This is a genomic window from Streptomyces sp. NPDC006872 (assembly GCF_040635845.1).
Lineage (GTDB): Bacteria > Actinomycetota > Actinomycetes > Streptomycetales > Streptomycetaceae > Streptomyces.
Genome location: NZ_JBEYIL010000001.1, coordinates 297,154 through 323,940 on the forward strand (window position 1 = coordinate 297,154; position 26,787 = coordinate 323,940).

25 protein-coding genes are annotated in these 26,787 nt (G+C 73.5%); 17 read left to right on the forward strand and 8 right to left on the reverse strand.

Features of this window, described 5'->3' with window-relative positions; genetic code table 11:
* Positions 1-72 precede the first annotated feature (72 nt).
* Together ABZ725_RS01470 and ABZ725_RS01475 are read right to left on the reverse strand one after the other, a co-directional pair.
* On the reverse strand, positions 73-1,851 hold the full coding sequence (locus ABZ725_RS01470; protein ID WP_358800799.1) for an insulinase family protein: 1,779 nt from the start codon (positions 1,849-1,851) through the stop codon (positions 73-75).
* The gene (locus ABZ725_RS01475) at positions 1,848-2,843 is read right to left on the reverse strand and encodes a hypothetical protein (protein ID WP_358800800.1); all 996 of its coding nucleotides are present in this window, start codon (positions 2,841-2,843) and stop codon (positions 1,848-1,850) included. Before ABZ725_RS01475 ends, ABZ725_RS01470 begins: the two co-directional genes overlap by 4 nt.
* A gap of 133 nt (positions 2,844-2,976) precedes the next feature.
* Between ABZ725_RS01475 and ABZ725_RS01480 the strand changes: the two genes are divergently transcribed.
* The 6 genes from ABZ725_RS01480 to ABZ725_RS01505 all read left to right on the forward strand — a co-directional run bounded on the left by ABZ725_RS01480 (position 2,977) and on the right by ABZ725_RS01505 (position 8,474).
* Entirely contained in the window at positions 2,977-3,348 is a 372-nt protein-coding gene (locus tag ABZ725_RS01480) for a holo-ACP synthase (RefSeq protein WP_358800801.1), read from the forward strand.
* Positions 3,349-3,540: 192 nt separating this feature from the next.
* Positions 3,541-4,986 carry an NAD(P)H-hydrate dehydratase gene (locus ABZ725_RS01485; RefSeq protein WP_358800802.1) on the forward strand — a complete coding sequence of 482 codons (1,446 nt, stop codon included), beginning with the start codon at positions 3,541-3,543 and terminating at the stop codon, positions 4,984-4,986.
* Between the two features lie 110 nt (positions 4,987-5,096).
* Positions 5,097-6,266, forward strand: coding sequence for an alanine racemase (gene alr, locus ABZ725_RS01490; protein ID WP_358800803.1), 1,170 nt, complete (start codon positions 5,097-5,099; stop codon positions 6,264-6,266).
* A 108-nt stretch (positions 6,267-6,374) separates the two neighbouring features.
* Complete coding sequence (locus ABZ725_RS01495; RefSeq protein ID WP_358800804.1) at positions 6,375-7,628, forward strand: alpha/beta hydrolase; 1,254 nt, start codon at positions 6,375-6,377, stop codon at positions 7,626-7,628.
* Positions 7,594-8,106, forward strand: coding sequence for a tRNA (adenosine(37)-N6)-threonylcarbamoyltransferase complex ATPase subunit type 1 TsaE (tsaE, locus tag ABZ725_RS01500; protein WP_358800805.1), 513 nt, complete (start codon positions 7,594-7,596; stop codon positions 8,104-8,106). Before ABZ725_RS01495 ends, tsaE begins: the two co-directional genes overlap by 35 nt.
* A 179-nt stretch (positions 8,107-8,285) precedes the next feature.
* Entirely contained in the window at positions 8,286-8,474 is a 189-nt protein-coding gene (locus ABZ725_RS01505) for a hypothetical protein (RefSeq protein ID WP_358800806.1), read from the forward strand.
* A gap of 6 nt (positions 8,475-8,480) precedes the next feature.
* On the opposite strand, the gene ABZ725_RS01510 is transcribed toward ABZ725_RS01505, so the two are convergent.
* On the reverse strand, positions 8,481-9,032 hold the full coding sequence (locus ABZ725_RS01510; RefSeq protein WP_358800807.1) for a hypothetical protein: 552 nt from the start codon (positions 9,030-9,032) through the stop codon (positions 8,481-8,483).
* Positions 9,033-9,144: 112 nt separating this feature from the next.
* Between ABZ725_RS01510 and tsaB the strand changes: the two genes are divergently transcribed.
* Genes tsaB through ABZ725_RS01530 form a run of 4 tightly spaced genes read left to right on the forward strand, consistent with a single transcriptional unit; the run spans position 9,145 to position 11,687 of the window.
* Positions 9,145-9,798, forward strand: coding sequence for a tRNA (adenosine(37)-N6)-threonylcarbamoyltransferase complex dimerization subunit type 1 TsaB (gene tsaB / locus ABZ725_RS01515; RefSeq protein ID WP_358800808.1), 654 nt, complete (start codon positions 9,145-9,147; stop codon positions 9,796-9,798).
* Positions 9,795-10,331, forward strand: coding sequence for a ribosomal protein S18-alanine N-acetyltransferase (gene rimI / locus ABZ725_RS01520; protein ID WP_358800809.1), 537 nt, complete (start codon positions 9,795-9,797; stop codon positions 10,329-10,331). The genes tsaB and rimI overlap by 4 nt, the downstream gene beginning before the upstream one ends.
* Positions 10,324-11,436 (forward strand): tRNA (adenosine(37)-N6)-threonylcarbamoyltransferase complex transferase subunit TsaD, encoded by a 1,113-nt coding sequence (tsaD, locus tag ABZ725_RS01525; protein WP_358800810.1) that lies wholly within the window; start codon positions 10,324-10,326, stop codon positions 11,434-11,436. Before rimI ends, tsaD begins: the two co-directional genes overlap by 8 nt.
* Positions 11,433-11,687, forward strand: a complete 255-nt coding sequence (locus ABZ725_RS01530) for a hypothetical protein (RefSeq protein ID WP_358800811.1) — start codon at positions 11,433-11,435, stop codon at positions 11,685-11,687. Before tsaD ends, ABZ725_RS01530 begins: the two co-directional genes overlap by 4 nt.
* Before the next feature lie 37 nt (positions 11,688-11,724).
* Here the strand turns inward: ABZ725_RS01530 and ABZ725_RS01535 are convergent, their stop codons facing one another.
* The 3 genes from ABZ725_RS01535 to ABZ725_RS01545 all read right to left on the reverse strand — a co-directional run bounded on the left by ABZ725_RS01535 (position 11,725) and on the right by ABZ725_RS01545 (position 16,594).
* Positions 11,725-12,684, reverse strand: coding sequence for a hypothetical protein (locus tag ABZ725_RS01535; RefSeq protein WP_358800812.1), 960 nt, complete (start codon positions 12,682-12,684; stop codon positions 11,725-11,727).
* Entirely contained in the window at positions 12,681-14,159 is a 1,479-nt protein-coding gene (locus ABZ725_RS01540; protein ID WP_358800813.1) for a M48 family metalloprotease, read from the reverse strand. The genes ABZ725_RS01535 and ABZ725_RS01540 overlap by 4 nt, the downstream gene beginning before the upstream one ends.
* A 65-nt stretch (positions 14,160-14,224) precedes the next feature.
* A complete protein-coding gene (locus tag ABZ725_RS01545; protein ID WP_358800814.1) occupies positions 14,225-16,594 on the reverse strand; it encodes a glycoside hydrolase family 3 N-terminal domain-containing protein in 2,370 nt (789 codons plus the stop codon).
* Positions 16,595-16,736: 142 nt separating this feature from the next.
* On the opposite strand from ABZ725_RS01545, the gene ABZ725_RS01550 reads away from it, so the two are divergent.
* The 3 genes from ABZ725_RS01550 (at position 16,737) to ABZ725_RS01560 (ending at position 20,422) form a co-directional block, all read left to right on the forward strand.
* A complete protein-coding gene (locus ABZ725_RS01550) occupies positions 16,737-17,801 on the forward strand; it encodes a LacI family DNA-binding transcriptional regulator (RefSeq protein WP_351903689.1) in 1,065 nt (354 codons plus the stop codon).
* Positions 17,802-17,883: 82 nt separating this feature from the next.
* Positions 17,884-19,242, forward strand: a complete 1,359-nt coding sequence (locus tag ABZ725_RS01555; RefSeq protein WP_358800815.1) for an endo-1,4-beta-xylanase — start codon at positions 17,884-17,886, stop codon at positions 19,240-19,242.
* Positions 19,243-19,369: 127 nt separating this feature from the next.
* The gene (locus ABZ725_RS01560; RefSeq protein ID WP_358801348.1) at positions 19,370-20,422 is read left to right on the forward strand and encodes an LCP family protein; all 1,053 of its coding nucleotides are present in this window, start codon (positions 19,370-19,372) and stop codon (positions 20,420-20,422) included.
* Here the strand turns inward: ABZ725_RS01560 and ABZ725_RS01565 are convergent.
* A complete protein-coding gene (locus tag ABZ725_RS01565; RefSeq protein ID WP_358800816.1) occupies positions 20,415-21,074 on the reverse strand; it encodes a helix-turn-helix domain-containing protein in 660 nt (219 codons plus the stop codon). The genes ABZ725_RS01560 and ABZ725_RS01565 overlap by 8 nt on opposite strands.
* Before the next feature lie 72 nt (positions 21,075-21,146).
* On the opposite strand from ABZ725_RS01565, the gene ABZ725_RS01570 reads away from it, so the two are divergent.
* The 3 genes from ABZ725_RS01570 to ABZ725_RS01580 all read left to right on the forward strand — a co-directional run bounded on the left by ABZ725_RS01570 (position 21,147) and on the right by ABZ725_RS01580 (position 24,441).
* Positions 21,147-22,694 carry an MFS transporter gene (locus ABZ725_RS01570; protein WP_358800817.1) on the forward strand — a complete coding sequence of 516 codons (1,548 nt, stop codon included), beginning with the start codon at positions 21,147-21,149 and terminating at the stop codon, positions 22,692-22,694.
* A gap of 42 nt (positions 22,695-22,736) precedes the next feature.
* Entirely contained in the window at positions 22,737-23,093 is a 357-nt protein-coding gene (locus ABZ725_RS01575) for a YciI family protein (protein WP_358800818.1), read from the forward strand.
* 70 nt (positions 23,094-23,163) lie between these two features.
* Positions 23,164-24,441 (forward strand): sigma-70 family RNA polymerase sigma factor, encoded by a 1,278-nt coding sequence (locus ABZ725_RS01580; RefSeq protein ID WP_358800819.1) that lies wholly within the window; start codon positions 23,164-23,166, stop codon positions 24,439-24,441.
* A gap of 22 nt (positions 24,442-24,463) precedes the next feature.
* On the opposite strand, the gene ABZ725_RS01585 is transcribed toward ABZ725_RS01580, so the two are convergent.
* On the reverse strand, positions 24,464-25,630 hold the full coding sequence (locus tag ABZ725_RS01585; protein WP_358800820.1) for a class I SAM-dependent methyltransferase: 1,167 nt from the start codon (positions 25,628-25,630) through the stop codon (positions 24,464-24,466).
* Positions 25,631-25,743: 113 nt separating this feature from the next.
* Here ABZ725_RS01585 and ABZ725_RS01590 point away from each other — a divergent pair, with 113 nt between their 5' ends.
* Complete coding sequence (locus tag ABZ725_RS01590; protein WP_358800821.1) at positions 25,744-26,781, forward strand: polysaccharide deacetylase family protein; 1,038 nt, start codon at positions 25,744-25,746, stop codon at positions 26,779-26,781.
* Positions 26,782-26,787: the final 6 nt, after the last annotated feature.

Consider the following 26,787-nt stretch of genomic DNA (forward strand, 5'->3'; position numbering starts at 1 on the left):
GGGAGTAGTCGGTGACGGTCGAGCGGGCGGGGCGCCTGGGTGCCTGTAGGGCGAGGGCGCCCCGCCCGCTCGTCAGGACCGGCGGCGTTGCCTGCGGGCCGTGTACAGCTTCCAGGTGGCGAAGGCCAGCGGGATCTCCATGATCCAGACGCCTACCACCGCGTCCCACTCCGGGTTCGCGGCCGAGGCCTCCTCGGAGGTGATCACCGCGCAGAGCAGGCCCCAGGCCGCCGCGAGCAGGCCCACGAGCCAGAGCGCGGTGGTCCAGGCCCAGGTCGAGCGGGCGTTGCCGCCGCCGCTCCGGCCGCCGGAGGCCGACCGCTTGCGGGGCTGGGGGATCTGCTCCGGGGCCCGGGCCGGCATCCGCACCACCGCCGCCGCCGGGACGGCCGCGTCGAGGGCCGCGATGCGCTCCGGGGTCACCCCCCGGTACAGGGTCGGCTCCACGTTGACCGAGAAGCCGTCGTGGCCGGTGAGGCCGCGGGCGCCGTCGGGGCGGGCGGTCATCGCCGAGCAGGCGGCGTAGCGGACGGTGATCGGACCCCTCGGGGTCAGCAGGCTCACGCCCTCCGTGCCGATGACCAGGGTGACGTCCTCGTCCTCCAGGGACTGGTGGCGGGTGCCGGTGACGGAGTCCGTCGAGAACTGCGGGGCGAGGGTGCAGCCCGCCCAGTCGACGCCCCGGCCCGGCACCTGGAGCAGCGCCCCGGCCCAGGTCTCCCGGGCGACCTCGCGCAGGTCGTCCACCGTCACCGCGTCCAGCTCGGCCCGGTGCTGCTCGGGGGTGAGGACGCGGTGCCCGAGCAGCAGGCTCAGCGCGTACGAGGGGAGCGCGGCCGCGGCGAGGTCGGGCGTGTCGTACATCTTGAGGATCTTGCCGCGGGCGGAGTCCAGCTCGGCCTGCTCGATGCGTCCCGCGCGCAGCCGGGCGAGGGTGTCGACGAAGCCGCCGACGACCGCGTCCTGCTTCTGCGGGAGGGCGTCGGCGTATGCGGTGAGGGTGGCGAAGTCGGCGTCGCGCGGGGAGTAGTCGGCCTCCGCGGAGTAGGAGTAGCCGCCCTCCTGGCGCAGGTCCTGGAAGAGGGCCCGGCCGAGGACGTCCGCGAAGACGCTGGCCGCGGTGGAGCGGCGGAGCACCGAGGTGAGGACCACATGGCCGTCGTCGCCGCCGATGAAGGCGGGGGTGACCGGCAGGGCGCTGGTCGGGGCCGGCGCGGGCAGCCGTGAGCCCTGCGGGAGGGTGAGGTCCAGGCCTTCGGGGACATGGTCGCTGGTGATCCACAGGACCGCGTTGTCCCTGGTGAAGCGGGTCCGGGCCCAGTCGCGCACCTGGTCCGGGGTCAGGCTCCAGGTGCCGAGCTCGTTGTAGCTGGTCAGGCCGTAGCCCTGGGCGCCGTACCGCCACAGCGGCAGCTGCTGCTGGGGGCCGCCGCCGCGGCCGGCCGCCTCGGTGCGCAGGATCTCCTTCTCGGTCTCCAGCCGCTCCATCGGCAGGTCCCGCAGCCCCGCGCACACGCTGTTGAGGTACTCGACGACCTCCGCCTCGCTGCCGTGGACGTGGAAGAGGGTGTAGGCGTTCGCCGTCGCGCCGTTGTAGTGCAGGTCGGACAGGCCGAGGCGGTGCAGGGCGAGGTGTTCGACGAGGTGGGTGAGGCCGGAGGTGGCCAGGGTCTCGTCGGCGCGGCCCACCCGGAAGAAGAGACCGGCGGTGATCTCGTTGCCGGAGGCCGGGGCGTAGAGGGTGGGGATGCCGTCGGTGCTGGTGTGCGAGACCAGGCCGGTGAGGGCGGCGAGGGCGTCGGCGGTGCCGAGGGCGTCCGCGGCGCCGTCGTCGTGCAGGTCGGTGGTCACAGCTGTCTGCCTCCCTGGCTCGCCAGCGCGGACTTGCGGAACTTGAGGAACGCCGACTTCTGGTCGGGCAGGTACTGCCAGGGGAACTCGGACGCCCGGTCGCCGAGGAAGGCGAAGTGCGGGGCCGCGTCCGCGAAGTGGCCGCCGACCGAGAAGGCGAACGCGAACGCGCTGTGCGCGCCGATCGAGTTCCAGTCGGGCCGATGGTCCGGGTGCAGCACGGACACCTGGGCGGCGTTGCGCAGGTCGTCGCGGACCGGCACGCCCCGCAGGTAGGCCGCGTCCTCGCCGCTGTCCAGGTCCAGCCAGTGCTCGATGTGGGCCAGGGCCACCATCGCGCCGGAGTTGGAGCCGTCGGGGGCGGCGGTCGCGCACTCGCGGGCGAAGCCGTGCGCCGCCTCCCAGGAACCGCTCCACTTCGGGCACAGCTGCTGGAGCAGCTGCATCTGGGCGCGGTAGTGGTGCGGGTGGTGGGCGGCGAGCCGGTCGTAGCGGCGGCGCGCCTCGGCCTGGCCCAGCTGCAGACCGCGCGCGGTCAGCAGTCGGGCCGTCCAGGCGGGGGCGTACGCGGGCTGCTCGGCGCACACCTCGATCAGGATCTGCTCGGCCCGCCGCAGCCAGTCGTGGAACTGGCCGAACTGGTCCTGCGAGACGTACTTGGCGCGGGCGCCGCTGCGGATGTCCCAGCCGATGAAGACATACCGCTCGGCGAGCAGGGTGCGCGGCAGCGGGTCGCCGGGCAGTTCGGCGGCGGCCCGCTCCAGGAAGTTCTCGACGCCGGGAGTGTCGGCGAGGAGGGCGGAGGCCGAGGTGAGCTGGTCGACCGACCCGAGGCCCGCGAAGAAGGCCCGGACGGCGGGCCAGTCCCCGGCCTGCGCGGCGGTGCGCAGCGGGATCAGCTCGGGTGTGTTGTCGTACGGGTCGAATGTCGGCCCCGAAGAGCCCGAGCCCCCGCCCGAGCTCATGGGTGTGCCGTTGGTCGTGCTGGTCATGCCTCCGCCCCCTGGCGTCACTGTCCGCGGCGCGCGGGCTGGCCCCCCAGGGCGCGCGGCGGTGAAAGCCTGCTTGATCAAGTCGCCGCAGGCTAGCAGCAGGCTGTGACAGAGCGGCCTTAGGGTGCTCGGCATGAGCATCATCGGGGTCGGTATCGACGTGGCCGAGATCGAGCGGTTCGCGGCGTCGCTGGAGCGGACGCCCGCACTGGCCGAACGGCTGTTCCTGGAGAGCGAGCTGCTGCTGCCGAGCGGGGAGCGGCGGGGCGTCGCCTCGCTGGCGGCGCGGTTCGCGGCGAAGGAGGCCCTGGCCAAGGCGCTGGGGGCGCCGCCCGGGCTGCTGTGGACGGATGCCGAGGTCTATGTCGAGGACAGCGGGCGGCCCCGGCTGCGGGTGCGGGGGAGTGTCGCCGCGCGGGCGGCCGAACTGGGCGTGCGGAGCTGGCATGTGTCGTTGAGTCATGACGCGGGGGTCGCTTCGGCGGTGGTGGTGGCCGAAGGCTGAGTGGTGCTGGCCGAAGGCCAAGTGGCGGTGGTCGAAAGCCGAGCGATGGTGGTCGAAGGCCGAGTGGCGGTGGTCTAAGGCCGAGCGATGGTGGTCGAAGGCCGAGTGGCGGTGGTCTAAGGCCGAGCGATGGTGGCCGAAGGCTGAGTCGAGCGCGTGCGGTGGCGGGGGAAGCCGGGGGAGACTCGCCCCATGCGTACTGCCTACTGCGTCGAGACCGTCCGCCGCGCCGAGCGGGAGTTGATGGCCGGGCTTCCCGAAGGGGCCCTCATGCAGCGGGCCGCCGCCGGGCTCGCCGCCGCCTGCGCGGATCTGCTGGGACGGGTGTACGGGCGGCGGATCGTGCTGCTGGTCGGCAGCGGGGACAACGGGGGCGACGCCCTGTACGCCGGGGCCCGGCTCGCCCGGCGCGGGGCCGGCGTCACGGCGGTGCTGCTCGCGCCCGAACGGACGCATGCCGGCGGGCTGGCGGCCCTGCGGTGGGCGGGCGGGCGCACGGTCGCCCCGGGCGGCGCCGACGACGTCGTGCGGCGCGCCGACCTCGTGCTCGACGGGATCGTCGGGATCGGGGGCCGGGGCGGGCTGCGGCCGGACGCGGCCGCACTGGCCGAGCTGGTCGCCGGGTCCCGGGCCGCCGTCGTCGCCGTCGATCTGCCCAGCGGCGTCGACGCCGACACCGGTGAGGTGCGCGGGAGCGCGATCCGCGCCGACCTCACCGTCGCCTTCGGCACGCACAAGCCGGGGCTGCTGATCGATCCCGCGCGGGAGTACGCCGGGTCGGTGCGGCTCGTCGACATCGGGCTGGGGGACGCACTGCCCGTGCGGCCCGAGTTGGAGGCCTTGCAGCACGCGGAGGTGGCCGACCTGCTGCCGCTGCCGGGCGGCGAGAGCGACAAGTACCGGCGGGGGGTCCTCGGGATCGCCGCCGGGTCGGCCCGGTACCCGGGGGCCGCCGTGCTGGCCGTCGCGGGCGCGCTGCGCGGCGGCGCGGGGGCCGTGCGGTACGTCGGGCCGGCCGGGGACGCGGTCGTCGCGCGGTTCCCCGAGACGCTCGTCTCCGACCAGGGGCCCAAGCAGGCCGGACGGGTGCAGGCGTGGGTCGTCGGGCCGGGCGCCGGGGACGACGCGGGGGCGGTGGCGGAGGTGCTGGCGGCTGCCGCCGACGTGCCGGTGCTGATCGACGCGGACGGGCTGCGGCTGGCGGACGTCGACGCGGTGCGGGGGCGCAGCGCGCCCACGCTGATGACGCCGCACGCGGGGGAGGCGGCCGCGCTGCTGGGGGTGGCCCGGGAGGAGGTGGAGGGGGCTCGGCTGAGCAGTGTGCGGGAGCTGGCGGCGCGCTATCGGGCTGCCGTGCTGCTGAAGGGCTCCACGACGTTGGTCGCGGAGGCGGGGGGCGCCGGCGTGGTGCGGGTGAACGCGACGGGGACGCCCTGGCTGGCCACGGCCGGGAGCGGGGACGTGCTGTCCGGGCTTGCGGGGTCGTTGCTCGCGGCGGGGTTGAGCGCGTTGGACGCGGGGAGCGTGGGGGCGTATCTGCACGGGCTGGCGGGGCGGTTCGCGGCGGACGGGGCGCCGGTGCGGGCGCATGACGTCGCGGAGGCGTTGCCGGCGGCCTGGCGGGATGTGCGGGGGTAGCGGGCCTCGTCCTCGAACTCCCCCGGAGGCGGCCCCGGACGGGCGGAGGGAACAACACCTGCACGGGCTGAATACGGGGGCTGTCCGAGGCCTCTGAGACACTGGGCACGATGAGTGAGAACGCCAAGCCGCCCGCTGCCCCGATGCGCGCCCGTGCCGAGATCGACCTGGCCGCGCTGCGGGCCAACGTGCGCACGCTGCGCGCGAAGGCGCCGGGCGCGGCGTTCATGGCCGTGGTGAAGGCGGACGGCTACGGGCACGGCGCCGCCGCCTGCGCCCGCGCGGCCGTCGAGGCCGGCGCGACGTGGGTGGGCACCGCCACGCCCGAGGAGGCGCTGGCGTTGCGGGCCGACGGCGGGCTGCCGGCGGACGTCCGGATCATGTGCTGGCTGTGGACTCCGGGCGGGCCCTGGCGGGAGGCGGTCGAGGCGGATCTCGACGTCTCCGTCAGTGGGCTCTGGGCCCTGCGGGAGGCCGTTGAAGGGGCGCGGGCCGCCGGGCGGGCGGCCAGGGTTCAGCTCAAGGCCGACACCGGGCTCGGACGGGGCGGGTGCCAGCCCGCCGACTGGGCCGAGCTGGTCGCGCAGGCGCTCCTCGCCGAGGGGGAGGGAACCGTTCGGATCACCGGGCTCTGGTCGCACTTCGCCTGTGCCGACGAACCCGGGCATCCTTCCGTCGCGGCCCAACTCGGCCGCTTCCGGGAGATGGTGGCGCAGGCCGAGCGGCAGGGCGTCCGGCCCGAGGTGCGGCACATCGCCAACTCCCCGGCCACGCTCACGCTCCCGGAGAGCCACTTCGACCTCGTCCGGCCGGGCGTCGCCATGTACGGCGTCTCGCCCAGCCCCGAGCTGGGCTCCTCCGCCGACTTCGGGCTGCGTCCGGTGATGACCCTCGCGGCCTCGCTGGCCCTGGTGAAGCACGTCCCGGGCGGGCACGGCGTCAGCTACGGCCATCACTACGTCACCCCGGGCGAGACCACCCTCGGCCTGATCCCCCTGGGCTACGCGGACGGCGTTCCCCGGCACGCCTCCGGCACCGGACCGGTGCTGGTCGGCGGCAAATGGCGGACGGCCGCCGGGCGCATCGCGATGGACCAGTTCGTCGTCGACCTCGGCGGCGACGAACCCGAGCCGGGCGCGGAGGCGATCCTCTTCGGACCCGGCGACCACGGCGAGCCGACGGCGGAGGACTGGGCGCAGGCGGCCGGAACCATCGGATACGAGATCGTCACGCGCATCGGAGTGCGGGTTCCCCGCGTCTATATGAATGCGTCCATGTGAAATGCGTCCATGTGAATGTGTGACGTGCATCTGTGACGTGAATGCGTGATCTGAATGCGTGACCTGAATGCGTGACAGGACGTGGCGTCGGCCGGAGAGGAGCGGTTCGTGAGCGACAGCGGTGCGGAGGCAGTGGCGAGCGCCGCTTCGGCGGTCGCCGCCGTCTCCGCCACGGGGGCGGGCGGGGGCTGGCGCCGGGCGACCGGCATCGCCGGCGCCGCGATAGGCGTGATCGCCGCGGGCGCCGCGGCCGGCGTCGCCCTGGAGCGGATGACCGTGGGGCGCGGCATGCGGGCCAAGGCCCGGCTCGCCCTCGACTCGGCCGGCCCCTACGGCGGGCTGCGCGGCACCCCGGGCAAGGCGTACGCCGACGACGGCACCGAGCTGTACTACGAGGTCGACGACGTCGAGCCGCAGGGCGGGTCGCCGGGGCGGCGCCGTCGGCTGTTCGGGCGCAAGGCCCCGCTGCCCGTCACCGTGGTCTTCAGCCACGGCTACTGCCTCAACCAGGACTCCTGGCACTTCCAGCGGGCGGCCCTGCGGGGCGTCGTGCGGGCCGTGTACTGGGACCAGCGCAGCCACGGCCGCTCCGGGCGCGGCGTCGCCCAGGTGCAGGACGGCGTGCCGGTCAGCATCGACCAGCTGGGCCGCGATCTGAAGGCCGTCGTCGACGCGGCCGCGCCGGAGGGCCCGATCGTGCTGGTCGGGCACTCCATGGGCGGGATGACGGTGATGGCGCTGGCCGCGCTGTATCCGGAGCTGATCAGCGAGCGGGTCGTCGCCACCGCCTTCGTCGGCACCTCGTCCGGGCGGCTGGGCGAGGTCAACTTCGGGCTGCCGGTCGCGGGCGTGAACGCGGTGCGGCGGGTGCTGCCCGGGGTGCTGAAGGCGCTCGGACAGCAGGCGGCCCTGGTGGAGAAGGGGCGACGGGCCACCGCCGATCTCTTCGCCGGGATCATCAAGCGGTACTCGTTCGCGTCCCGGGACGTGGATCCGGCCGTGGCGCGGTTCGCCGAGCGGATGATCGAGAGCACGCCGATCGACGTGGTCGCCGAGTTCTACCCGGCCTTCACCGACCACGACAAGACCGAGGCGCTCGCCGGTTTCACGGACCTGCCGGTACTGGTGCTGGCCGGGATCGGGGACCTGGTCACGCCGAGCGAGCACAGCGAGGCGATCGCCGACCTGCTGCCGGACGCGGAACTGGTCCTCGTCCCCGACGCCGGGCACCTCGTGATGCTGGAGCACCCGGAAGTGGTCACCGACCGCCTCGCCGACCTGCTCACCCGCGCGGGCGCCGTGCCCGCAGGGGCTACCGTGAATGGCTATGGAAGCACCAGCAGCAGCGCGCAACCCGGCTGACGTCGAGATCACCGTCACCTCCCCCGATCAGATGCGGGAGCTGGGCCGTCGCCTGGCCAAGCTGCTTCGCGCAGGCGATCTCGTGATGCTCAGCGGGGAGCTCGGCGCGGGCAAGACGACGCTCACCCGGGGGCTCGGCGAGGGCCTCGGGGTCCGGGGCGCGGTCACCTCGCCCACGTTCGTGATCGCCCGTGTGCACCCCTCCCTCGGGGACGGCCCGCCGCTCGTCCACGTCGACGCGTACCGCCTGGGCGGCGGGCTCGACGAGATGGAGGACCTCGACCTCGATGTGTCGCTGACCGACTCGGTGATCGTCGTGGAGTGGGGCGAGGGCAAGGTCGAGGAGCTGACCGAGGAGCGGCTCCAGGTCCGTATCCACCGGGCCGTCGGCGACACGACGGACGAGGTGCGGCATGTGACGGTGACCGGGCTCGGTGAGCGGTGGGCCGCGGCGGACCTCAGCGTGCTGTCGGCCTGAGGCTGCCGCTGTGCTGTCGGCCTGAGGCCGCCGCTGTTCCGGCGTGATCCGACTTCGTGAATGTTCCGACAACCTGTCGGCAAAATGTTGCGCTTGGTGTCGGGTGCGTGGTCACATGGTATCAAGTTCGTACTTAGGTCTACCTAAGTACGCCCGCCCCCGAACCTCAGGAGGCGTCCATGCCGGCCACAGAGCCCCAGCCCCAGCCCCCGTCTCAGGCCCAGCCGTCGCGGCCGTTCACGCTCGCCGGTCTGTCCATGCGCGACCTGCTGGCCTCGTGCGCGGCCGCGGACGCGGTCTCGACACCGCCGAGACTTCCCGACCCCGGGCTCGCGGAAGAACCGGTCAGGCACCCCGAGGCGGCGTGAGCAGGCTCAGCGGATCACGATGATCCGCTGTCCGATCGTCGCGAAGTCCCACATCGCGTTGCCGTCCGCGACGGTCTCCCGGATGCCGCCCGTCTTCACCGTCGGGTCGGCCTCCGGCAGCGAGCCGTCCAGCGCCGCGCTGAAGCCGATCGTCACGCCGTCCACGGTGGTGAAGCGCACGACGTGCTCGATGGGGGTGCCGTCGGTGCCGGTGACGGCGCCCGAGCGCGAGGACACGTCGTAACTCCCCGGGAGCGGGTCCACACTGCCGGGGGCGACCTTGAACGTGCGCTTGACCTCGTCGTTCGAGCCGACGAGCCACACCCGGTCGCCGCTCAGCGCGTACACGACCCGCTCGCCCACGCCGGAGTCGTCCGGCAGCGCCGCGGAGCGCTCCTTGTCCCGGTGCGCGCTCGCCGCCTTCGCGGGGGCGCCGCTGCGCAGCGGCTCGGCGGGGCCGGCGGGCGCGTTCGCCGACGCGTGGAAGGCGAGGAACCCGACCGTCGTCAGGGCTGCCGCGGTCAGCCCGGCCACGAAAGTCGCGCTGTTGCTCGGCATCGGCGAACCATCCCATCCGTCCTGTTGATCACGTTTCGCGGCGACGTTAGCAGTGTTCGCGCCTCCGACCGGGACGGCCGTGTCCGAGGCACGGGAGCCGTAGGCTGTTTGCGTGCTCTTGCTCGCTCTGGATACCGCCACCCCCGCCATCACCGTCGCGCTGCACGACGGCGACGGCGTCATCGCCTCCTCGAGTCAGGTGGACGCGCGCCGGCACGGTGAGCTGCTGCTGCCCGCCGTCGACCGGCTGCTCGCCGGGGCCGGGCTCCGGCTCGACGCCGTCACCGGGATCGTCGTCGGCGTCGGACCCGGCCCGTACACGGGGCTGAGAGTGGGGCTGATGACCGCCGACACCTTCGGGCTCGCACTGGGCGTCCCCGTGCACGGGCTGTGCACGCTCGACGGCCTCGCATACGCGTCCGACCTCGAAGGACCCTTCGTCGTGGCGACCGACGCCCGCCGCAAGGAGGTCTACTGGGCGCGCTACGCCGACTCCCGGACCCGTCTCTCGGGCCCGGCCGTCGACCGGCCCGCCGACATCGCCGAGGAGGTGGCCGGGCTGCCGGCCGTCGGCGCGGGCGCGCTGCTCTACCCGGACACGTTCCCGAACGCGCACGAGCCCGAGCACGTCTCCGCGGCGGCGCTCGCGAGTCTGGCCGCGGAGCAGCTGGCCGCGGGCGAGGAGCTGCCTGCCCCGCGGCCGCTGTATCTGCGCCGGCCGGACGCCCAGGTGCCCAAGAACTACAAGGTGGTCACCCCCAAGTGACCGAACCCGTCAACCCCGTACTGCGCGAGATGCGCTGGTGGCACATCGAGCCCGTGCTGGAGCTGGAGAAGGACCTCTTCCCCGAGGACGCCTGGTCGCGGGGCATGTTCTGGTCCGACCTGGCCCATGCCCGAGGCCCCGCGGCGACCCGGCGGTATCTGATCGCCGTCGACACGGCCGAGGACGACCGGATCGTCGGGTACGCGGGCCTGGCCGCCGCCGGTGACCTCGCCGACGTCCAGACCATCGCCGTCGCCCGCGGCCACTGGGGCACCGGACTCGGCGGACGCCTGCTGACGGAGCTGCTGCGCGCGGCGACCGCCTTCGAGTGCGCCGAGGTCATGCTGGAGTGCCGGATCGACAACGTCCGCGCCCAGAAGCTCTACGAGCGCTTCGGCTTCGAGGCCATCGGCTTCCGGCGCGGCTACTACCAGCCGGGGAACGTGGACGCCCTGGTCATGCGCCTCACCGACCCATCGAGACAGGTACCGACCCCGGTACAAGGGACACAGGAAACCGAGAACAATGGCTGACGAACCCCTGGTTCTGGGGATCGAGACCTCCTGCGACGAGACCGGCGTGGGCGTCGTGCGCGGCACGACCCTGCTGGCGGACGCGATCGCCTCCAGCGTCGACGAGCACGCCCGCTTCGGCGGGGTCGTGCCGGAGGTGGCCTCCCGGGCCCACCTGGAGGCCATGGTCCCGACCATCGACCGGGCGCTGAGGGAAGCGGGGGTGAGCGCGAGAGACCTCGACGGCATCGCGGTCACGGCCGGTCCGGGCCTGGCCGGCGCCCTCCTGGTCGGCGTCTCGGCGGCGAAGGCCTACGCCTACGCCCTGGGCAAGCCCCTCTACGGCGTCAACCACCTCGCCTCGCACATCTGCGTGGACCAGCTGGAGCACGGCGCTCTGCCGGAGCCCACGATGGCCCTGCTGGTGTCGGGCGGGCACTCGTCCCTCCTGCTGTCCACCGACATCACCTCCGACGTCCGTCCGATGGGCGCGACCATCGACGACGCGGCGGGCGAGGCCTTCGACAAGATCGCCCGGGTGCTGAACCTGGGCTTCCCGGGCGGCCCGGTCATCGACCGCTACGCGCGCGAGGGCGACCCGAAGGCGATCGCGTTCCCGCGCGGCCTCACCGGCCCGCGCGACCCGGCGTACGACTTCTCCTTCTCCGGTCTGAAGACGTCGGTCGCCCGCTGGATCGAGGCGAAGCGGGCGGCGGGCGAGGAGGTGCCGGTCCGGGACGTGGCGGCCTCCTTCCAGGAGGCGGTCGTGGACGTCCTGACCCGCAAGGCCGTCCGGGCCTGCAAGGACGAAGGCGTCGACCATCTGATGATCGGCGGCGGTGTGGCCGCCAACTCCCGGCTGCGGGTGCTGGCCCAGGAGCGCTGCGAGGCGGCCGGCATCCGGCTGCGGGTGCCGCGCCCCAAGCTGTGCACGGACAACGGTGCGATGGTGGCCGCCCTGGGCGCGGAGATGGTGGCCCGGGGGCGGGCCGCGTCGAGCTGGGACCTGTCGGCGGACTCGTCGCTCCCGGTGACGGACCCGCATGTCCCGGGCCGCACCCACGACACCCACGCCCACGATCACGATCATGTGCACGAGGTCGCCAAGGACAACCTGTACTCATGACCGTCGCGCTGATGTGGGAGGCCCGCGCGGTCGCCGGGCGGGGCGCGGAGCTGCTGGCGTGGGCGCGGGCGCAGGAGCTCGCCGAGCGGCCCCTGCGCCGGGAGACCTTCCGGGCCCCGCAGGACCGGGTGCTGGTCATCACCTGGTGGGACGCCGCGTACGACGCCGTCCTGCCCGAACTTCCGGAGCCGGACGGGGAGTTGGTGACCCGGGCGGTGCACCGGTGGCGGTTCGAGGCGGTGGCCGGGTAGCGGGGACCGGGCAGCGGGGGCCGGTGGCGGGGACGTCCTAGGGCTGCGGAGCCGACAGTGCCCACGTCGAGGTGAGCAGCGCCGCCGCGCACAGGGCGACGGCCACCGCCGGGACCAGGCTCCCGCCGGTCAGGACGAAGCCCGCGACGACGCCGAGGGCGGTGCCGGTCGCGGCGGTCAGGGCGCCGCGCCGCCAAAGGGCGGAGGCGGGGCGTACGACGGTGTCGGCGGGGAGCACGAAGGCGTCCCGCAGGTCGGCGCGCAGGGCCTCGTCGTCGAGGACGACGCCGGTCGCCGGGCCGTTGCGCAGTCGGCCCAGGGGGACCAGCCGGGTGCCGTCGGGGAGGGCGACGACGGCGGGTCGGCGGGGCGAGCCGTGCACGGTCACCGGGGAGTCGGCGGGAGTCTCGTCCAGGGTCGGGTGCCACATGACCCGTTGCAGGCGCCGCGTGCCGTCCGGCGCCGTCAGTTCCAGCCAGGTCGTCCTCGGGGCGCGCGGCCCCGCCGTCCGCCGTCGGCCGTAACGGACGCGCGCCGTCATCGGGCGGCCCGGGCGACGGGCCGTGAGGCGGAAGCGCAGGCCCCGCCAGACCCAGACCCCGAGGATCAGCAGGGCTGCCGCCGAGCCCAGGACGATCGGGACGATCAGGTCGTCCTCGGCGGCCGTCTCGTCCGGGTCGGTCGGAAAGGCCTCGGCGGAGCCGGGGGCGTAGGCCACGGGGAACGAGCTGCCCCTGCGGTAGCGGTCGGTGTCGTAGACGGGGAAGCGCTGCAGGTGGGTGCGGTCCTCGGCGTCCGTCCAGCGCACCCGGATGTCGTCCTCGTCGCCGATGCCGTCCTCGACGACGACTCCCACGATCCGTTGCGTGGCCCGGTCGCGGGCGTCGGCGTAGCGCTGGGCGTGCAGGCCGAGCCAGCCGGCGAAGAGGGCGTAGCCGGTGAGGGTGACGGCCACGCCCAGCAGGCCCACGCGCAGGGCGGGTCCGGGGCGTCTCATACGGCCCACTCCTTCGGTTCGGCGGACGTCCACAGGGCGAGCACCGGCGCCGGGTCCCCGCTGATCAGGGCCTCGCCGATCAGTTCGTGCAGATCGACGACCCGCTCGCCGTCCGGCGCGGTGACGACCGAGCCGAGCCAGCGGCTGGTGTACGTCCAGCCCGTCGTGCACAGCACCTCCGCGAACGGCGTGCTCAGGGCGCCGGCCAGGACGCTGCGGGCGAACGCCGGGCGGACGGCGGCGGGGGCCCACCGCAGGGCGGGTTCCAGACGGCGGGCCAGCCTCGGCCAGCTGCCGTCGGCGAGGGCGTCCAGGGCCTGCGCCACCGCCTCGGTCGAGCTGTCCCGGTCGGTCGCGTGGAGGAGGGCGAGGCGGGCGTCGAAGCCGAGCTCGCGGAGCCGGTCGGCGGGCAGGTCGAGGATGCGCACCCGGTCCAGCTCGTCGCCCGGCTCCGGCTCCGGTTGCCAGTCCAGCCCCGCGAGCTGCCGGTCGCACCACGCCGTGACGGCCGCCCCGGTCCGCAGGGCGAGGGGAGCGTCGCCGTACGGGGTCCCGGAGTGGGCCGGCAGCGCGGTCACCCGTCGGTCCAGGGGCGGGTGGTCGGCGGCGGCGTACGGGTCCACGGCGTCCTCCTCGGCCGCGGCGCGGGCGGCCCGGCGGGCGACGTACGGGTCGCTCACGGCGGTGCCGAAGGCGTCGTAGAGGTCCACGGGCCAGGAGTCCTCCTCGGCCAGCGCCGCCACCCAGCGCTCGCTGAACGCCTCGAACACGGCGTGCAGCAGCCCGGCCCGGCGCAGCGCCTCGGCGGTGGCCTCGGTGCCCGCGATCCGCGCCGCGTCGGCGTCGGCGGCCGTCTCCTGGGCCCACAGCCGGGGCCGGCCGGCGCGCAACAGCGGAGCGGCCAGCGGGGCGAGGGGGCGGAAGCGGCCCTCCAGCCGCTCCGCGAGCACGGCGTGGCCGAACCGCAGCAGACGGTGCCGCCGCTCGCCCAGGTGCTTCTCGTGCGCCAGCTCGTGCGCGATCACGGACGCCAGCTGGGCCTCGGTCAGCCGGCGCAGCAGCGGCAGGCCGAGGAGGAGCACGTGGGTGCGCACTCCGCTCACCCGGGTGCGGCCCAGGGACGCCTGGACGACCGGCACGATCCGTACGAGGAGCGGCTCGCGGAACCCGAGCCGCTCGGCGACGTCCCGGACCAGCTCGGCCAGCTCCGGTTCGTCCTCGGGGCGGACGGCCCGGCCGGGCAGCGGGTCGTGGGTCTCCAGGACGCTCCTGGAGATCCCGACGGCGAGCAGGAACAGCGCCGCGGCCGCGGGCCAGTGCAGACCCCAGAGGTACAGCGCGAGGATCAGAACCGATGCGGTGACCGCCCTCGGCAGCCAGGCCAGCACCGGCATGGCGATGCCGAGCAGCCACTCACGGCCACGGCCGTCCTCGGCCGCGGCCGTGTCCTCGGATGCGGATATGGGGGTGTCCATGGCGGTCCCGTCATGTGCCTGGAGTGTCGGCGGATTGTGCCATGCGGACACCCCCCGGCCGCACCTCAGTTACGCAGGACCTCCGTCTCGCACAGCAGCCGACGCCCCGCCCCCACCTCGCGTACCGGCCCCGTCAGCCGTACCCGGGCCACCTCCCGCACCTGGGCGCTGGAGGTGCCCAGCCGCAGTTCCAGCGCGCCGGGTTCGACGATCCGCCGGCCCTCGCGGTCGGTGAACGCGGACAGGTCGGCATGGAAGCGGAGGGTCACCCGCGCCGACTCGCCCGCGGCCAGCTCCAGCCGCCGGTAGCCGATCAGCCGGACGTCGGGGCGGGTCACCGAGGCGACCGGGTCGTGCAGGTACAGCTGCACGACCTCCGCGCCCGCCCGGTCCCCGGTGTTGCGGACGGTGACGGACAGGTCGTGGGCGCCGTCCGTGCCGATCTCCGTCGCGGGGCCGTCCACCGTCGCGGGGCCGTCTGCCGTGGCCGGGCCGTCTGCCGTGGCCGGGCCGCCGGTGAAGTCCTCCCACGCGAACTGCGTGTAGGAGCGTCCATGGCCGAAGGGGTACAGCGGGGTCGGGTCCAGGTTGCTGACCTCGCCGGCCAGGCCCAGGGGCGGCTGGAGGTAGGTCCAGGGCTGGCCGCCCGGCACGCGCGGCACGCTCACCGGGAGACGGCCGGACGGGTTGACGCGGCCCGACAGCACTCCCGCGACCGCCGGACCGCCCTCCTCGCCCGGGAAGAACGCCTGGACGACCGCCCCCAGCCGCCCGTGCCAGCGGCCGAGCGCGTACGGGCGGCCGGTGAGCAGGACGAGGACGACCGGGACGCCCGTCGCCACCAGCGCGTCCAGCAGCTCGCCCTGGACGCCCGGCAGGTTCAGGTCGGTCACATCGCAGCCCTCGCCCGAGGTGCCCCGGCCGAACAGGCCCGCCCGGTCGCCGAGGACGGCCACGCAGACGTCGGCCTCCGCGGTGCGCGCGACGGCCTCCGGGAAGCCGGACGGGTCCGGGTCCAAGACGTCGCAGCCCTCCGTGAACGTCACCTTGGCGTCCGGGAGTTCGGCCCGCAGGGACTCCAGCAGGGTCGGGATGTCGATGCCCGTCTCCACGCCGGGGTGATGGGGCAGGACGTGCGAGGGGAAGGAGTAGCAGCCGAGCATCGCCAGCGCGTCCGCCGCCCGCGGCCCGACCACGGCGACCCGGGTGTCGGGGGCGAGCGGGAGCAGGCCGTCGGGGTTGTCCAGCAGGACCACCGACTCCTCCGCCAGCCGCCGGGCCAGGACGCGGTTGGCCGCCGGGTCGAGGTCGATCGACTCGACCGACTCGGGGCTCGGCGGCCGCCAGTCCTCGTCCAGCAGGCCCAGCTCGCACTTCTGGAGCAGGACGCGCCGGGCGGCCCGGTCGACCAGTTCCTCGGCGACCTCGCCCGCCCGCACGGCCGCCACGAGCGCCTCGCCGTAGTACTTCACCGTGGGCAGCTCGACATCGATGCCGGCGGCCAGGGCGACGTGGGCCGTCTCCGCGGCGGTGCCGGCGACCCGGTGCAGGGTCTGCAGGAAGCCGATGCCGAAGTAGTCGGCGACGACCGTCCCCGTGAAGCCCCACTCCTCGCGCAGGAGGCGGGTCAGCAGCTCGGGGTCGGCGGAGGCCGGGACGCCGTCGCGTTCGGTGTAGGCGGCCATCACCGAGCGCGCGCCGCCGTCGCGCAGCGCCATCTCGAACGGCGGCAGCGTCACGTCCGCGAACTCCCGGGTGCCCGCGCGCACCGGGGCCAGGTTGCGGGCGCCCGCCGAGGAGGCGTACCCGGCGAAGTGCTTGAGCGTGGCGACGACCCCGGCCGACTCGAGGCCGCGCACGTAGGCGGTGCCGACCGTGCCGACCAGGTACGGGTCCTCGCCGATCGTCTCCTCGACCCGTCCCCAGCGCGGGTCGCGGACGACGTCCAGGACGGGGGCCAGGCCCTGGTGGACGCCGACCGCGCGCAGGTCGCGGCCGATCGCCCGGCCCACCTCCTCCACCAGCGGCGGGTCGAAGGCGGCGCCCCAGGCCAGCGGGACCGGGTACGCGGTGGCCCGCCAGGCGGTGAAGCCGGCCAGGCACTCCTCATGGGCGACCGCCGGGATGCCGAAGCGGCCCGCCGCGACGATCCGCTGCTGGGCGAGGGCCAGGGCGCGCGCGCCGAGCGCCGGGTCCACGGGGGCGGTGCCGAAGGACCGGGTCAGCTGGCCGAGCCCCCGGGTGATCAGCTCGTTCCAGTCGTAGTCGGCGGTCATGTCGTGCTGGTGCGGGGCGACTCCGTCGCCGTCCGTCGCGGCGCCGACCCACACGCCGTACAGCTGGGCGGTCTTCTCCTCCAGGGTCATCCGGGGGAGGAGGTCGTCGACGCGGGCGGTGGCGGGCAGGGCGGGGTCACGCCAGGGGGCGGTGGTCATGAAACTCCTGTCAGAGGTCGGTGAGCCACCAGAGGGACAGGTCGTTGGGTGCGAATGTTTCGAGCTGTACTTCGAATGTTCCGGGAACCTATGGCGTCGTACTGGGTTCGTCAAGAGGTCGCGTGACGATACGATCGCCGCCATGACACCCTCGGAGCCCACAGAAACGCGGACAGAAGCGCGGCAGACGCAGACCGCGACCCTTGCGGAGATCGCCCGCGAGGCCGGCGTCTCGGCACCGACTGTTTCGAAGGTCCTCAACGGCCGCGCCGACGTCGCCCCCGCGACCCGCACCCGCGTCGAGGAACTGCTGCGCGCCCACGGCTACCGGCGCCGGCGCGCCGAGGCGACCCGCTCCCCGCTGATCGACCTGGTCTTCCACGAGCTGGACAGCGCCTGGGCGATGGAGGTCATCCGGGGTGTGGAGAACGTGGCGCGGGACGCCGGGCTGAGCGTGGTGCTGAGCGAGAGCGCGGGTCGGCTCACCCCGGGGCGGACCTGGGCCGACCAGGTCGCCGCCCGCCGCCCGCACGGTGTCGTCCTGGTGCTGTCCGGGCTCGACGAGTCCCAGCGGGCGCTGCTGACCAGCCGTTCCATCCCGTTCGTGGTGATGGACCCGGCCGGCGACCCGGGCGCCGACGTGCCGTCCATCGGGGCGACCAACTGGCAGGGCGGCCTCGCCGCGACCCGGCACCTGGTCGAGCTGGGGCACCGGCGGATCGGGGCGATCAGCGGGCCGCCGCAGATGATGTGCAGCCGCGCCCGGATGGACGGCTACCGCGCCGCGCTGGAGACGGCCGGGCTGCCGGTCGAGCAGGGGCTGATCAAGACCGGCGACTTCCACCACGAGACCGGCTACCGGCTCGGCCGCGAGCTCCTCGACCGGCCCGACCGGCCCACCGCCGTCTTCGCCGGCAACGACCTCCAGGCGCTCGGCTGCTACGAGGCCGCCCGTGAGCTGGGACTGCGCATCCCGGAGGACGTGAGCGTGGTCGGCTTCGACGACCTGCCGGTGGCCCGCTGGGTGGGCCCGCCGCTGACCTCCGTGCGCCAGCCGCTCACCGAGATGGCGGAGGCGGCGGCCCGGCTGGTGCTGGAGCTGGGGCGGTCGACGTCGCGGGAGGCGCCGACGGCCACCAGGGTGGAACTGGCGACCAGCCTGGTGGTGCGGGCGAGCACGGGGGCGCCGCCGGTGGCCGGAAGCTGACGTATTGACGAGTGTGGGGGCCGCCTCCACACTCCTCCGAAGCCAATCGGTTGCACGACCGAAACTTTCGGAGGCACCCGCAATGAGATCCACCCGCACGAGATCTCTGAGAACAGGCCTGTCCCTGGCGTCGCTCGTGTCCGGCCTCGCGCTCCTGCTCACGGCCCCCGCCGCGCACGCCGCCGACACCCCGCTGCGCGACCTCGGCGCGGCCAAGGGCAAGGTCGTCGGCACGGCGGTGACCGGCTCCAAGCTCACCGGGACCTACGGCGACATCGCCGGGGCGCAGTTCGGCTCGCTGACCCCCGGCAACGCCATGAAGTGGGGCTCGGTCGAGCCGACCCAAGGCACGTTCAACTGGGCGGAGGCCGACCAGATCGTGGCCTTCGCGCAGGCCCACAACCAGCAGGTGCGCGGCCACACCCTGGTCTGGCACAGCCAGAACCCGAGCTGGCTGACGAACGGCAGCTGGACGTCCGCCCAGCTCAGCAGCCTGCTGCAGAACCACATCAACACCGAGGTCGGCCGCTACAAGGGGCAGATCGCCGCCTGGGACGTCGTCAACGAGCCCTTCAACGAGGACGGCACCTACCGTTCGACCCTCTGGTACAACGGCCTCGGCGTCGACTACATCGCCAATGCGCTGACCTGGGCGCGGGCCGCCGACCCGGCCGCCAAGCTCTACATCAACGACTACAACGTCGAGGGCGTCAACGCGAAGAGCACCGCCCTGTACAACCTGGTCAAGTCGCTGAAGGAGCGGGGTGTCCCGATCGACGGCGTCGGGCTCCAGGCGCATCTGATCCTCGGTCAGGTCCCCGCCACCTTCCAGCAGAACATCCAGCGCTTCGCCGATCTCGGTCTCGACGTGGCGATCACCGAGCTGGACATCCGGATGACGCTGCCCTCCGACAGTGCCAAGCTCGCCCAGCAGAAGGCCGACTACAAGGCGGTCACCGCCGCCTGCGTGGCGGTCGCGCGCTGTGTGAACCTGACCGTCTGGGGCTTCACCGACTCCGACTCCTGGGTGGAGAGCACCTTCCCGGGGCAGGGCGCGGCGACCCCGTACGACGCGAACTACGCGCCGAAACCCGCGTACTACGGCATCGCGGAGGCGCTCGGCGGCACGACCACGCCCCCGCCCACCGGAGCGTGCACGGCCGTCTACAGCGTGGGCAGTCAGTGGAACACCGGGTTCACCGGGAACGTGACGATCTCCTGCTCGGGAGCCTCGCTGTCGTCCTGGAGGGTGACCTGGACGTACGGCGCCGGGCAGCAGATCACCCAGGCCTGGAACGCGACCTGCACCCAGTCGGGGGCGGCCGTGTCGTGCGTGAACGCCTCGTACAACGGGACGGTCCCGGACGGCGGTTCGGTGAGCTTCGGCTTCAACGCGAACTGGAGCGGCAGCAATCCCGTGCCGACGGTGACACTGGGCTGATCCGGGCTGATCCGGGCTGGTCCCGTCTGATGCCGGGCTGAGGATCGTGAGATTTTCACAAGAAATCTGCCTTGTCTTCGCCGTCCTAACAGTCCGCTCATAATTCGGATTTACGTTCCTCCCCGTGATGGGACACGAGGAGCGCGGCGAAGACGGCAGAAGAGCGGGCCGGCGGTCGAGAGTGCTGAAGGCCGCCGGCGTCACCCTGGCCGCCGTCCTGGTGCTGGGCATCGGGTCGGCGGGCTGGGTCTACTGGCACCTCAACGACAACATCCGAAGCGTCGACATCGACCAGGCGCTCGGCGACAGCCGTCCCGTGAAGGCGGTCACCACCCCGACGCCGTCCGGCTCGGCCTCCGCGGCCGCGCTGCCGACGGAGGCCGTGAACATCCTCGTCCTGGGCTCGGACTCGCGCAGCGGCACGGAGAACCAGGAACTCGGCGGCGGCGACAGCGAGGGCGCCCGCTCCGACACGGCGATGGTCGTGCACATCGACGCCGGCCGCACGACGGCCACGGTCGTCAGCATCCCGCGCGACACCCTCGTCACCCGCCCCTCCTGCCCACTGGCCGACGGCGGCTCGACGGCGGTGGCGTACGGCGTCATGTTCAACACCGCCTACTCGGTGGGCGGTCCGGCGTGCGCCGTCAAGACGGTCGAGTCGATCACGAACGTCCGTATGGACCACTACATCGAGGTCGACTTCTCGGGCTTCGCGAAGCTCGTGGACGCGCTCGGCGGGGTCACCGTCACCACCGACCAGGACATCGACGACGAGGACAGCCATCTGACGCTCGCGGCCGGCACCCATCACCTCGACGGCACCCAGGCCCTCGCCCTGGCCCGCACCCGGCACGGCATAGGCGACGGCAGCGACCTCGGCCGGATAGGCCTCCAGCAGAAGCTGGTGAAGGCCCTGCTGGAGCAGATCGCCTCCACGAACCTGCTGACCAGCCCGACCAAGCTCTACGAGGTCGCCGACGCGATCACCGGCAGTCTGACCACCGACACCGGCCTGAACTCCCTCACCGAACTGATGGAACTCGGCGAGAGCCTCAAGGGCCTGACGGCCGACCAGGTCGAGACGGTCACCATGCCGGTGGTGACGGCCCCGTCCGACCCCAACCGGGTGGTGGCGCAGGAACCGGAGGCGAGCGAGCTGTGGAAGTCGCTCAGGTAGCGGGCGGCAGCAGCCCGTCGATCATCGCCCGCAGCTGTACGGCGATGTCGTAGCCCCGCGTCAGCTCCTGCCAGTCGGCCGACAGGGACGTGAGGTGGGGGAGTTCGTCCGCGTCCGCCGGTGTGAGCAGGTTCGGGAAGAACGGCCTGCGGTCGGGGTCGGCCGCGCGGCGGGCCTCGGCGGTGGTGAAGCGCAGTGCGCCGTACAGGAAGTACCAGAGCGTGCGGTACGTGTGCACGGCCTCCTCGTGGGTCTGCCCGCAGGCGATGCACGAGGCGATGATCTCCTCCGGCATCCACAGCGCGCCCTTGTCGGTCAGTTCGCCGAGGCCGAGGACGTCGACGGCCCAGGGGAAGCCGCTCAGCCCCGTGAAGATGTGCAGGGCGGTGACCAGGACGCGCTCACGCGGGTCCGCGGGCAGCTCCGGGCGCGGGATGGAGGCGGCCAGGCCCGCCAGCGTGAGCATCAGCAGCTCGTCCTTGTCGCGTACGTGGTGGTAGAGCGCCATCGGCGTGGCGCCGACCTCCTTGGCGACCCGGCGCATGGAGAGCGCCTGGACCCCCTCCTCCTGAAGGATGCGTCGCGCGACGTCCACGATCTGCTGTTTCTCGATGCGCCGGGGCCGGCCCGCCGCCCGTTTCTCCGCTGTCACCCCGGCATTGTCCCCTGCTGATTTCCGTACGCGTATAGCTAGTTTCTGTACGCGTATATTAATCTGCCTGGCATGGCCGACTCTCCGACGCGCGCTTTGACGCACTCCCCGTCGCACTCCTCGTCGCACACCTCCCGTTGGTTACTGCCGGTGCTGCTCACCGTGCAGTTCCTCGTCTCTCTCGACGTGTCCGTGGTCAACGTGGCCCTGCCGGACATCGGCCGGGGCCTCGGCTTCGCGCCCGACTCACTGGCCTGGGTGGTCAACGCCTACGCCCTGACCTTCGGCGGACTGCTCATGCTCTGCGGACGGCTCGCCGACGTCGTGGGCCGACGCCGGATCCTGCTGGCCGGCTTCGCCGTGTTCGGCCTCGCGAGCCTGGCCGGCGGACTCGCCCAGACGCCGGGTCAGCTGATCGCCGCCCGGGCCGTGCAGGGCGTCGGGGCCGCCGCGCTCGCACCCGTGGCCCTGGTCCTGATCACCCTCGGCAACCCGGCGGGAGCGGCTCGTTCACGCGCCCTGGGCCTGTGGGGAGCCGCGGGCGCGGCGGGCGGCGCGGTCGGCGTGCTGGCCGGCGGCCTGCTCACCGACTGGGCGGGCTGGCGCTCGGTCATGCTGGTCAACGTGCCGGTCGTGGCGGCGGCGCTGGCCCTGGCGCGCCTCGCGGTCCCGGCCGACCCCGACCGCCGTGCCCCGGCCCCCCGCCTGGACGTCGTCGGCGCCCTCCTCGTCACCGCGGGCACCGCGCTGCTCGTGCTCGGCCTGGTGCGTACGCAGACGTACGGCTGGACGGCCTGGCGGTCGGCGGGCCTGCTGGGCGCGGCGGTCGCGCTGCTGGCCGCGTTCGTGGTGACCGAGACCCGGGTGCGGCAGCCGCTGCTGCGGCTCGGGCTGCTGAGCCGGGGCCCGGTGCTGGCGGCGAACGTCTTCGCGCTGCTGATGTCGGCGGGCCAGTTCGCCGCGTTCTACTTCACCTCGCTCTACCTCCAGCAGGTACTCGGCTACGGCCCGACGGCCGCCGGGGCCGCGTTCCTGCCGTTCTGCGCGGGCATCGTGGCCGGGACCGTGATCGCGACCCGTGCCGTCGCCCGGGTCGGCTCCGGGGCGCTGCTCCTGGCCGGCGGGCTGATCGGCGCCGTCGGCATCGCGCTGTTCGCGGCGACGGTGACGGTGGACGGCGGTTTCCTGCTCTCCGTGCTGCTGCCGCAGGCGGTCGCGAGCGTCGGCATCGGCATGTGCTTCGTCCCACTGGGCACGGCGGCCACCGAGGGAGTCGCGCCCGAGGAGACGGGCATGGCGTCCGGCCTGCTCAACAGCTCCCGGCAGGTGGGCGGGGCGGTGGGGCTGGGCGTGCTGGTCACGGTGGCGGGGGCATACGACGGCGGGGGCGGCCGGCAGGGGCTCGTCGAGGGGTACGCGGCCGCCTACTGGGTGTCGGCGGCGCTGCTCGCGGCGGGCGCGGCGGCGGCGGGCGTCCTGCACCGAAAACGCCGCTCACCTGCGGAAACGCAGACCGGAAAACTTTCCTCGGCGGTCTCCTCAGAAGTCTCCTCGGAAATCTCCTCAGAAATTTCCGGCGAGGGTGTCGATCCGGCCGCCTCCCGTTCGACGCAGGGGTGAGAGGCCGGGAAGGACCCGGCTCGCCGGACCCGAGGAGTCACCATGCCCCGCTACCTGTCGCTCGTGAAGATCGACGAGGCCAACGCCCCCGCGGAGGGCCCCAGCCCTGAGCTGATGCAGCGGATGGGCGAGCTGATCGAGGAGGTCACCAAGGCCGGCGTCATGCTCGACACCGCCGGGCTCACCCCGTCCGCGCAGGGCACCCGTGTGCACTGGGAGGGCGGGAAGATCTCCGTCACCGACGGACCCTTCACCGAGTCCAAGGAGGTCGTCGGCGGCTATGCGCTCATGCAGTGCAAGGACATGGCCGAGGCCATCGAGTGGACGAAGCGCTTCCTGAAGGTCCACGAGGAGTTCTGGACGGTGACCTGCGAGGTGCGGGAGATCGCCGAGGGCTGAGCCTTCCGGCCGGGTCTTCCGGCCGAGCCGTTCTTGGTCTGCACGCGCTCCGGGTGTTCGATGGTGGGCTGTGGAACGACAGCCTGCCTCGGACCCCCGTACCGCCACCGATCCCCGTACCGTCGTCGAGACCGTCTTCCGTATCGAGTCCCCCCGCGTCATCGCCGCCGTCGCCCGGACAGTCCGCGACGTCGGCATCGCCGAGGAGCTCGCGCAGGACGCGCTGGTCGCCGCGCTGGAGCAGTGGCCGCGGGACGGCGTGCCCGACAACCCGGGCGCCTGGCTGACGGCCACCGCCCGGCACCGCGCCGTCGACCTGATCCGGCGCCGGGAGAACTACGCCCGCAAGCTCGCCGAGATCGGCCGGGACCTGTCGGACACGCCCCCGCCGGACGAGCCCGCCGACCCCGACGACATCGACGACGACCTCCTCCGGCTCGTCTTCACCGCCTGCCACCCGGTGCTGTCCGCCGAGGCCCGCACCGCCCTGACCCTCCGCCTCCTCGGCGGCCTGACCACCGCCGAGATCGCCCGCGCCTTCCTCACCCCCGAGCCGACGATCGCCCAGCGCATCGTCCGCGCCAAACGCACCCTGGCCACCGGGAACGTGGCCTTCGAGGTGCCCTACGGCCCCGACCGCGAGGCCCGGCTCGGCTCCGTTCTCGACGTCATCTACCTCATCTTCAACGAGGGTTACGCGGCGACGGCGGGCGACGACTGGCTGCGCCCGAGCCTCTGCGAGGACGCCCTGCGCCTGGCGCGCCTCCTGGCCGGGCTGATGCCGAAGGAACCCGAAGTGCACGCCCTGGCCTCCCTGCTGGAGTTCCAGGCGTCCCGCTCGGCCGCCCGCACCGGCCCGGACGGCGAACCCGTCCTCCTCAAGGACCAGAACCGCCGCCGCTGGAACCGTCTGCTCATCGCCCGCGGCATCACCGCCCTCGGCCGCGCGGACGCGGTGGCCACCGGCGCCCCCGGCCCGTACGCCCTCCAGGCGGCCATCGCCGCCTGCCACGCGCACGCGTACACCTACGAGGAGACCGACTGGCCGACGATCGCGACCCTGTACGGACTCCTCGCCGCCCGAGCCCCGTCCCCTGTCGTGGAGTTGAACCGCGCGGTGGCGATCTCGATGACGGAGGGTCCGGCCCCGGCCCTCGCCGTCGTCGACGCCCTCGCCGGCGAACCCGCCCTGCGCGACTACCACTTGCTGCCGAGCGTCCGCGGCGACCTGCTGCTGCGCCTCGGCCGGACGACGGAGGCGAAGGCGGAGTTCACCCGAGCGGCCTCGCTGGCCCACAACGAACGGGAACGCCGACTCCTGCTGCACCGGGCCGAAGAGGCGGTCTAGGGCCTGTCCGGCGGATCAGGCCCTAGACCGGCTGCCCGATCAACATCGTCGGCGCTCCCGCGACCCGGGTCATGAACACGGTCGCCGAGTTCCGCCCGTGCGCCTTGGGCAGCGCCTTCCTGCGCAGCTCCTCCGGTTCCACCGCCGACCCCCGCTTCTTCACGGTCAGGATCCCCACCTCCCGCTCCCGTAGCAGCGCCTTCAACTTCTTGACGTTGAACGGGAGTTGATCGGTGATCTCGTAGGCGGAGGCGTACGGGGTGGGGTGCAGGGCGTCGGCGGTGACGTAGGCGATGGTCTCGTCGATCAGCCCGCCGTCCAGCTCCCGGGCCACGTCGGCGACCAGATGGGCCCGGATGACGGCGCCGTCGGGCTCGTACAGATACCGCCCGACCGGGCGGACGGCCGGGTCGGGCAGTCCGGCGCCGAGGAGGGTCCGCGGCCCCGGGAGCAGGGTGGCCCGCACCGCCCCCGGCTCGGTCCCGAACCACAGCACCGCCTCCTTCACGTCCCCGCCGTCCGAGATCCACTCGGCCTCGGCCTCGGCGGGGATCGCCTCGTGCGGCACACCGGGCGCGATCTTCAGCGCGGCGCGCGGGGCGGCGAGGGCGGCGCGGATCGCCCACGACAGGGGCGGCGAGTACGCCTCCGGATCGAAGACGCGCCCGCGTCCGCCCCTGCGCGCCGGATCGACGAAGACGGCGTCGTAGCCGGCGGTGTCCACCCCGGTGACGTCCGCCTCCCGCACCTCGATCAGCTCGCTCAGCCCCAGCACGTCGGCGTTCGCGCGCGCCGCGGCCGCCGTCAACGGGTCCCGGTCCACAGCCAGGACCCGGATCCCCGCCCGCGCGAGCGCGATCGCGTCACCGCCGATCCCACAGCACAGGTCGGCGACGGAGGTCACCCCGAGCGCCTTCATCCGCCCGGCCCGATAACCGGCGACGCTCGCCCGCGTCGACTGCTCCACCCCGTTGGGCGTGAAGTACATCCGCTCCGCGTCCTCGGCCCCGAACTTCACCGCCGCCCGCTGCCGCAGCCGCGCCTGACCGAGCGCCGCGGACACCAGTTCGGCGGGATGCTCGCGCCGCAACCGGGTGGCGACGCCGAGCTCGTCGGCCGGGGCGGTGCCGCGCACCAGGTCGAGGAGGGCACGGCCCTCGGGGGTGAGGAGGGGGGCGAGGTCGTTCACCAGGCCATTGTCGGCCACCCCGGCCGCCCCTGTGGGCCAGTCGGTGGACGGTGGGCGCTCGGGCGGCGGTGTCGGGCGGGGTTCCGGGGCGATGGCTGCGAGGATCCGGCGCCATGGGATCTGTCGTACAAGATGATGACAAGTGCGGATGTTCTCGGAGACCCCGCGCTCGGACGGGCATCCGCAGCGCCGGTCTCAGGAGTTCTGGTCTCAGGAGTTCTGGTCTCAGGAACCTCAGTCTCCGGAGTGTCGTCGGCCTGCTCACCCTGGCCTCGATCGCGACGGGCTGCGCGGGAGCCGGGGGAGGGGTCGGCGGCGGAGTGGGCAAGGGGGCCAGCCCCGCGCCGGGTCAGCCGCCCGAGCAGACGGCGCCCGCCACGCCGCCGGCCCGCGCCCTGCACGCGTACGCCGCCCGGCTCCGCGCCGCCCAGCAGGCCCGGGTCGCCGCGGCGCGGCGCTGGGGCCTGAAGAAGGTCCCGCTGACGCCCCCCGCGCCGCCCGCGCACAAGCCGGAGATCACGACCCGCAAGGGCTTCGAGGTCACCGACCACGAGGAACTCGGTCTCCCGCCGGTCTTCACCAGGATCCCGACCAAGGACAAGGTCGTCTTCCTCACCATCGACGACGGCGCCGAGAAGGACCCCGCGTTCCTGCGCATGATGAGCGAGCTGAAGATCCCGTACACCGCCTTCCTCAGCGACTACCTGGTCAAGGACGACTACGGCTACTTCAAGAAGATGCAGGACCTGGGCGTGGGCCTGAACAACCACACCCTCCGCCACCCCTACCTGCCCGCCCTCTCCTACGCCCGCCAGAAGCGCGAGATCTGCGGCATGCAGGACGTGATCGAGAAGCGCTACGGCAAGCGCCCCGCCCTCTTCCGGCCGCCGTTCGGCAACTACGACCGGGACAGCCTGCGCGCCGCGAAGACCTGCGGAGTGCGCTACGCCCCGCTCTGGGCGGAGGAGGTCTTCGTCGACCACTGGGAGTACCGCGAGTGGGACCAGGACCTCCACCCCGGCGACATCGTCCTGAGTCATTTCCGCGGCCGCGAGGACTGGAAGGGCACGATGCCCGACATGGTCCGCCGCTTCCTGAACAAGGTCACGGACAAGGGGTACGCGGTGGCCCGGCTGGAGGACTACCTGTGAGGACGC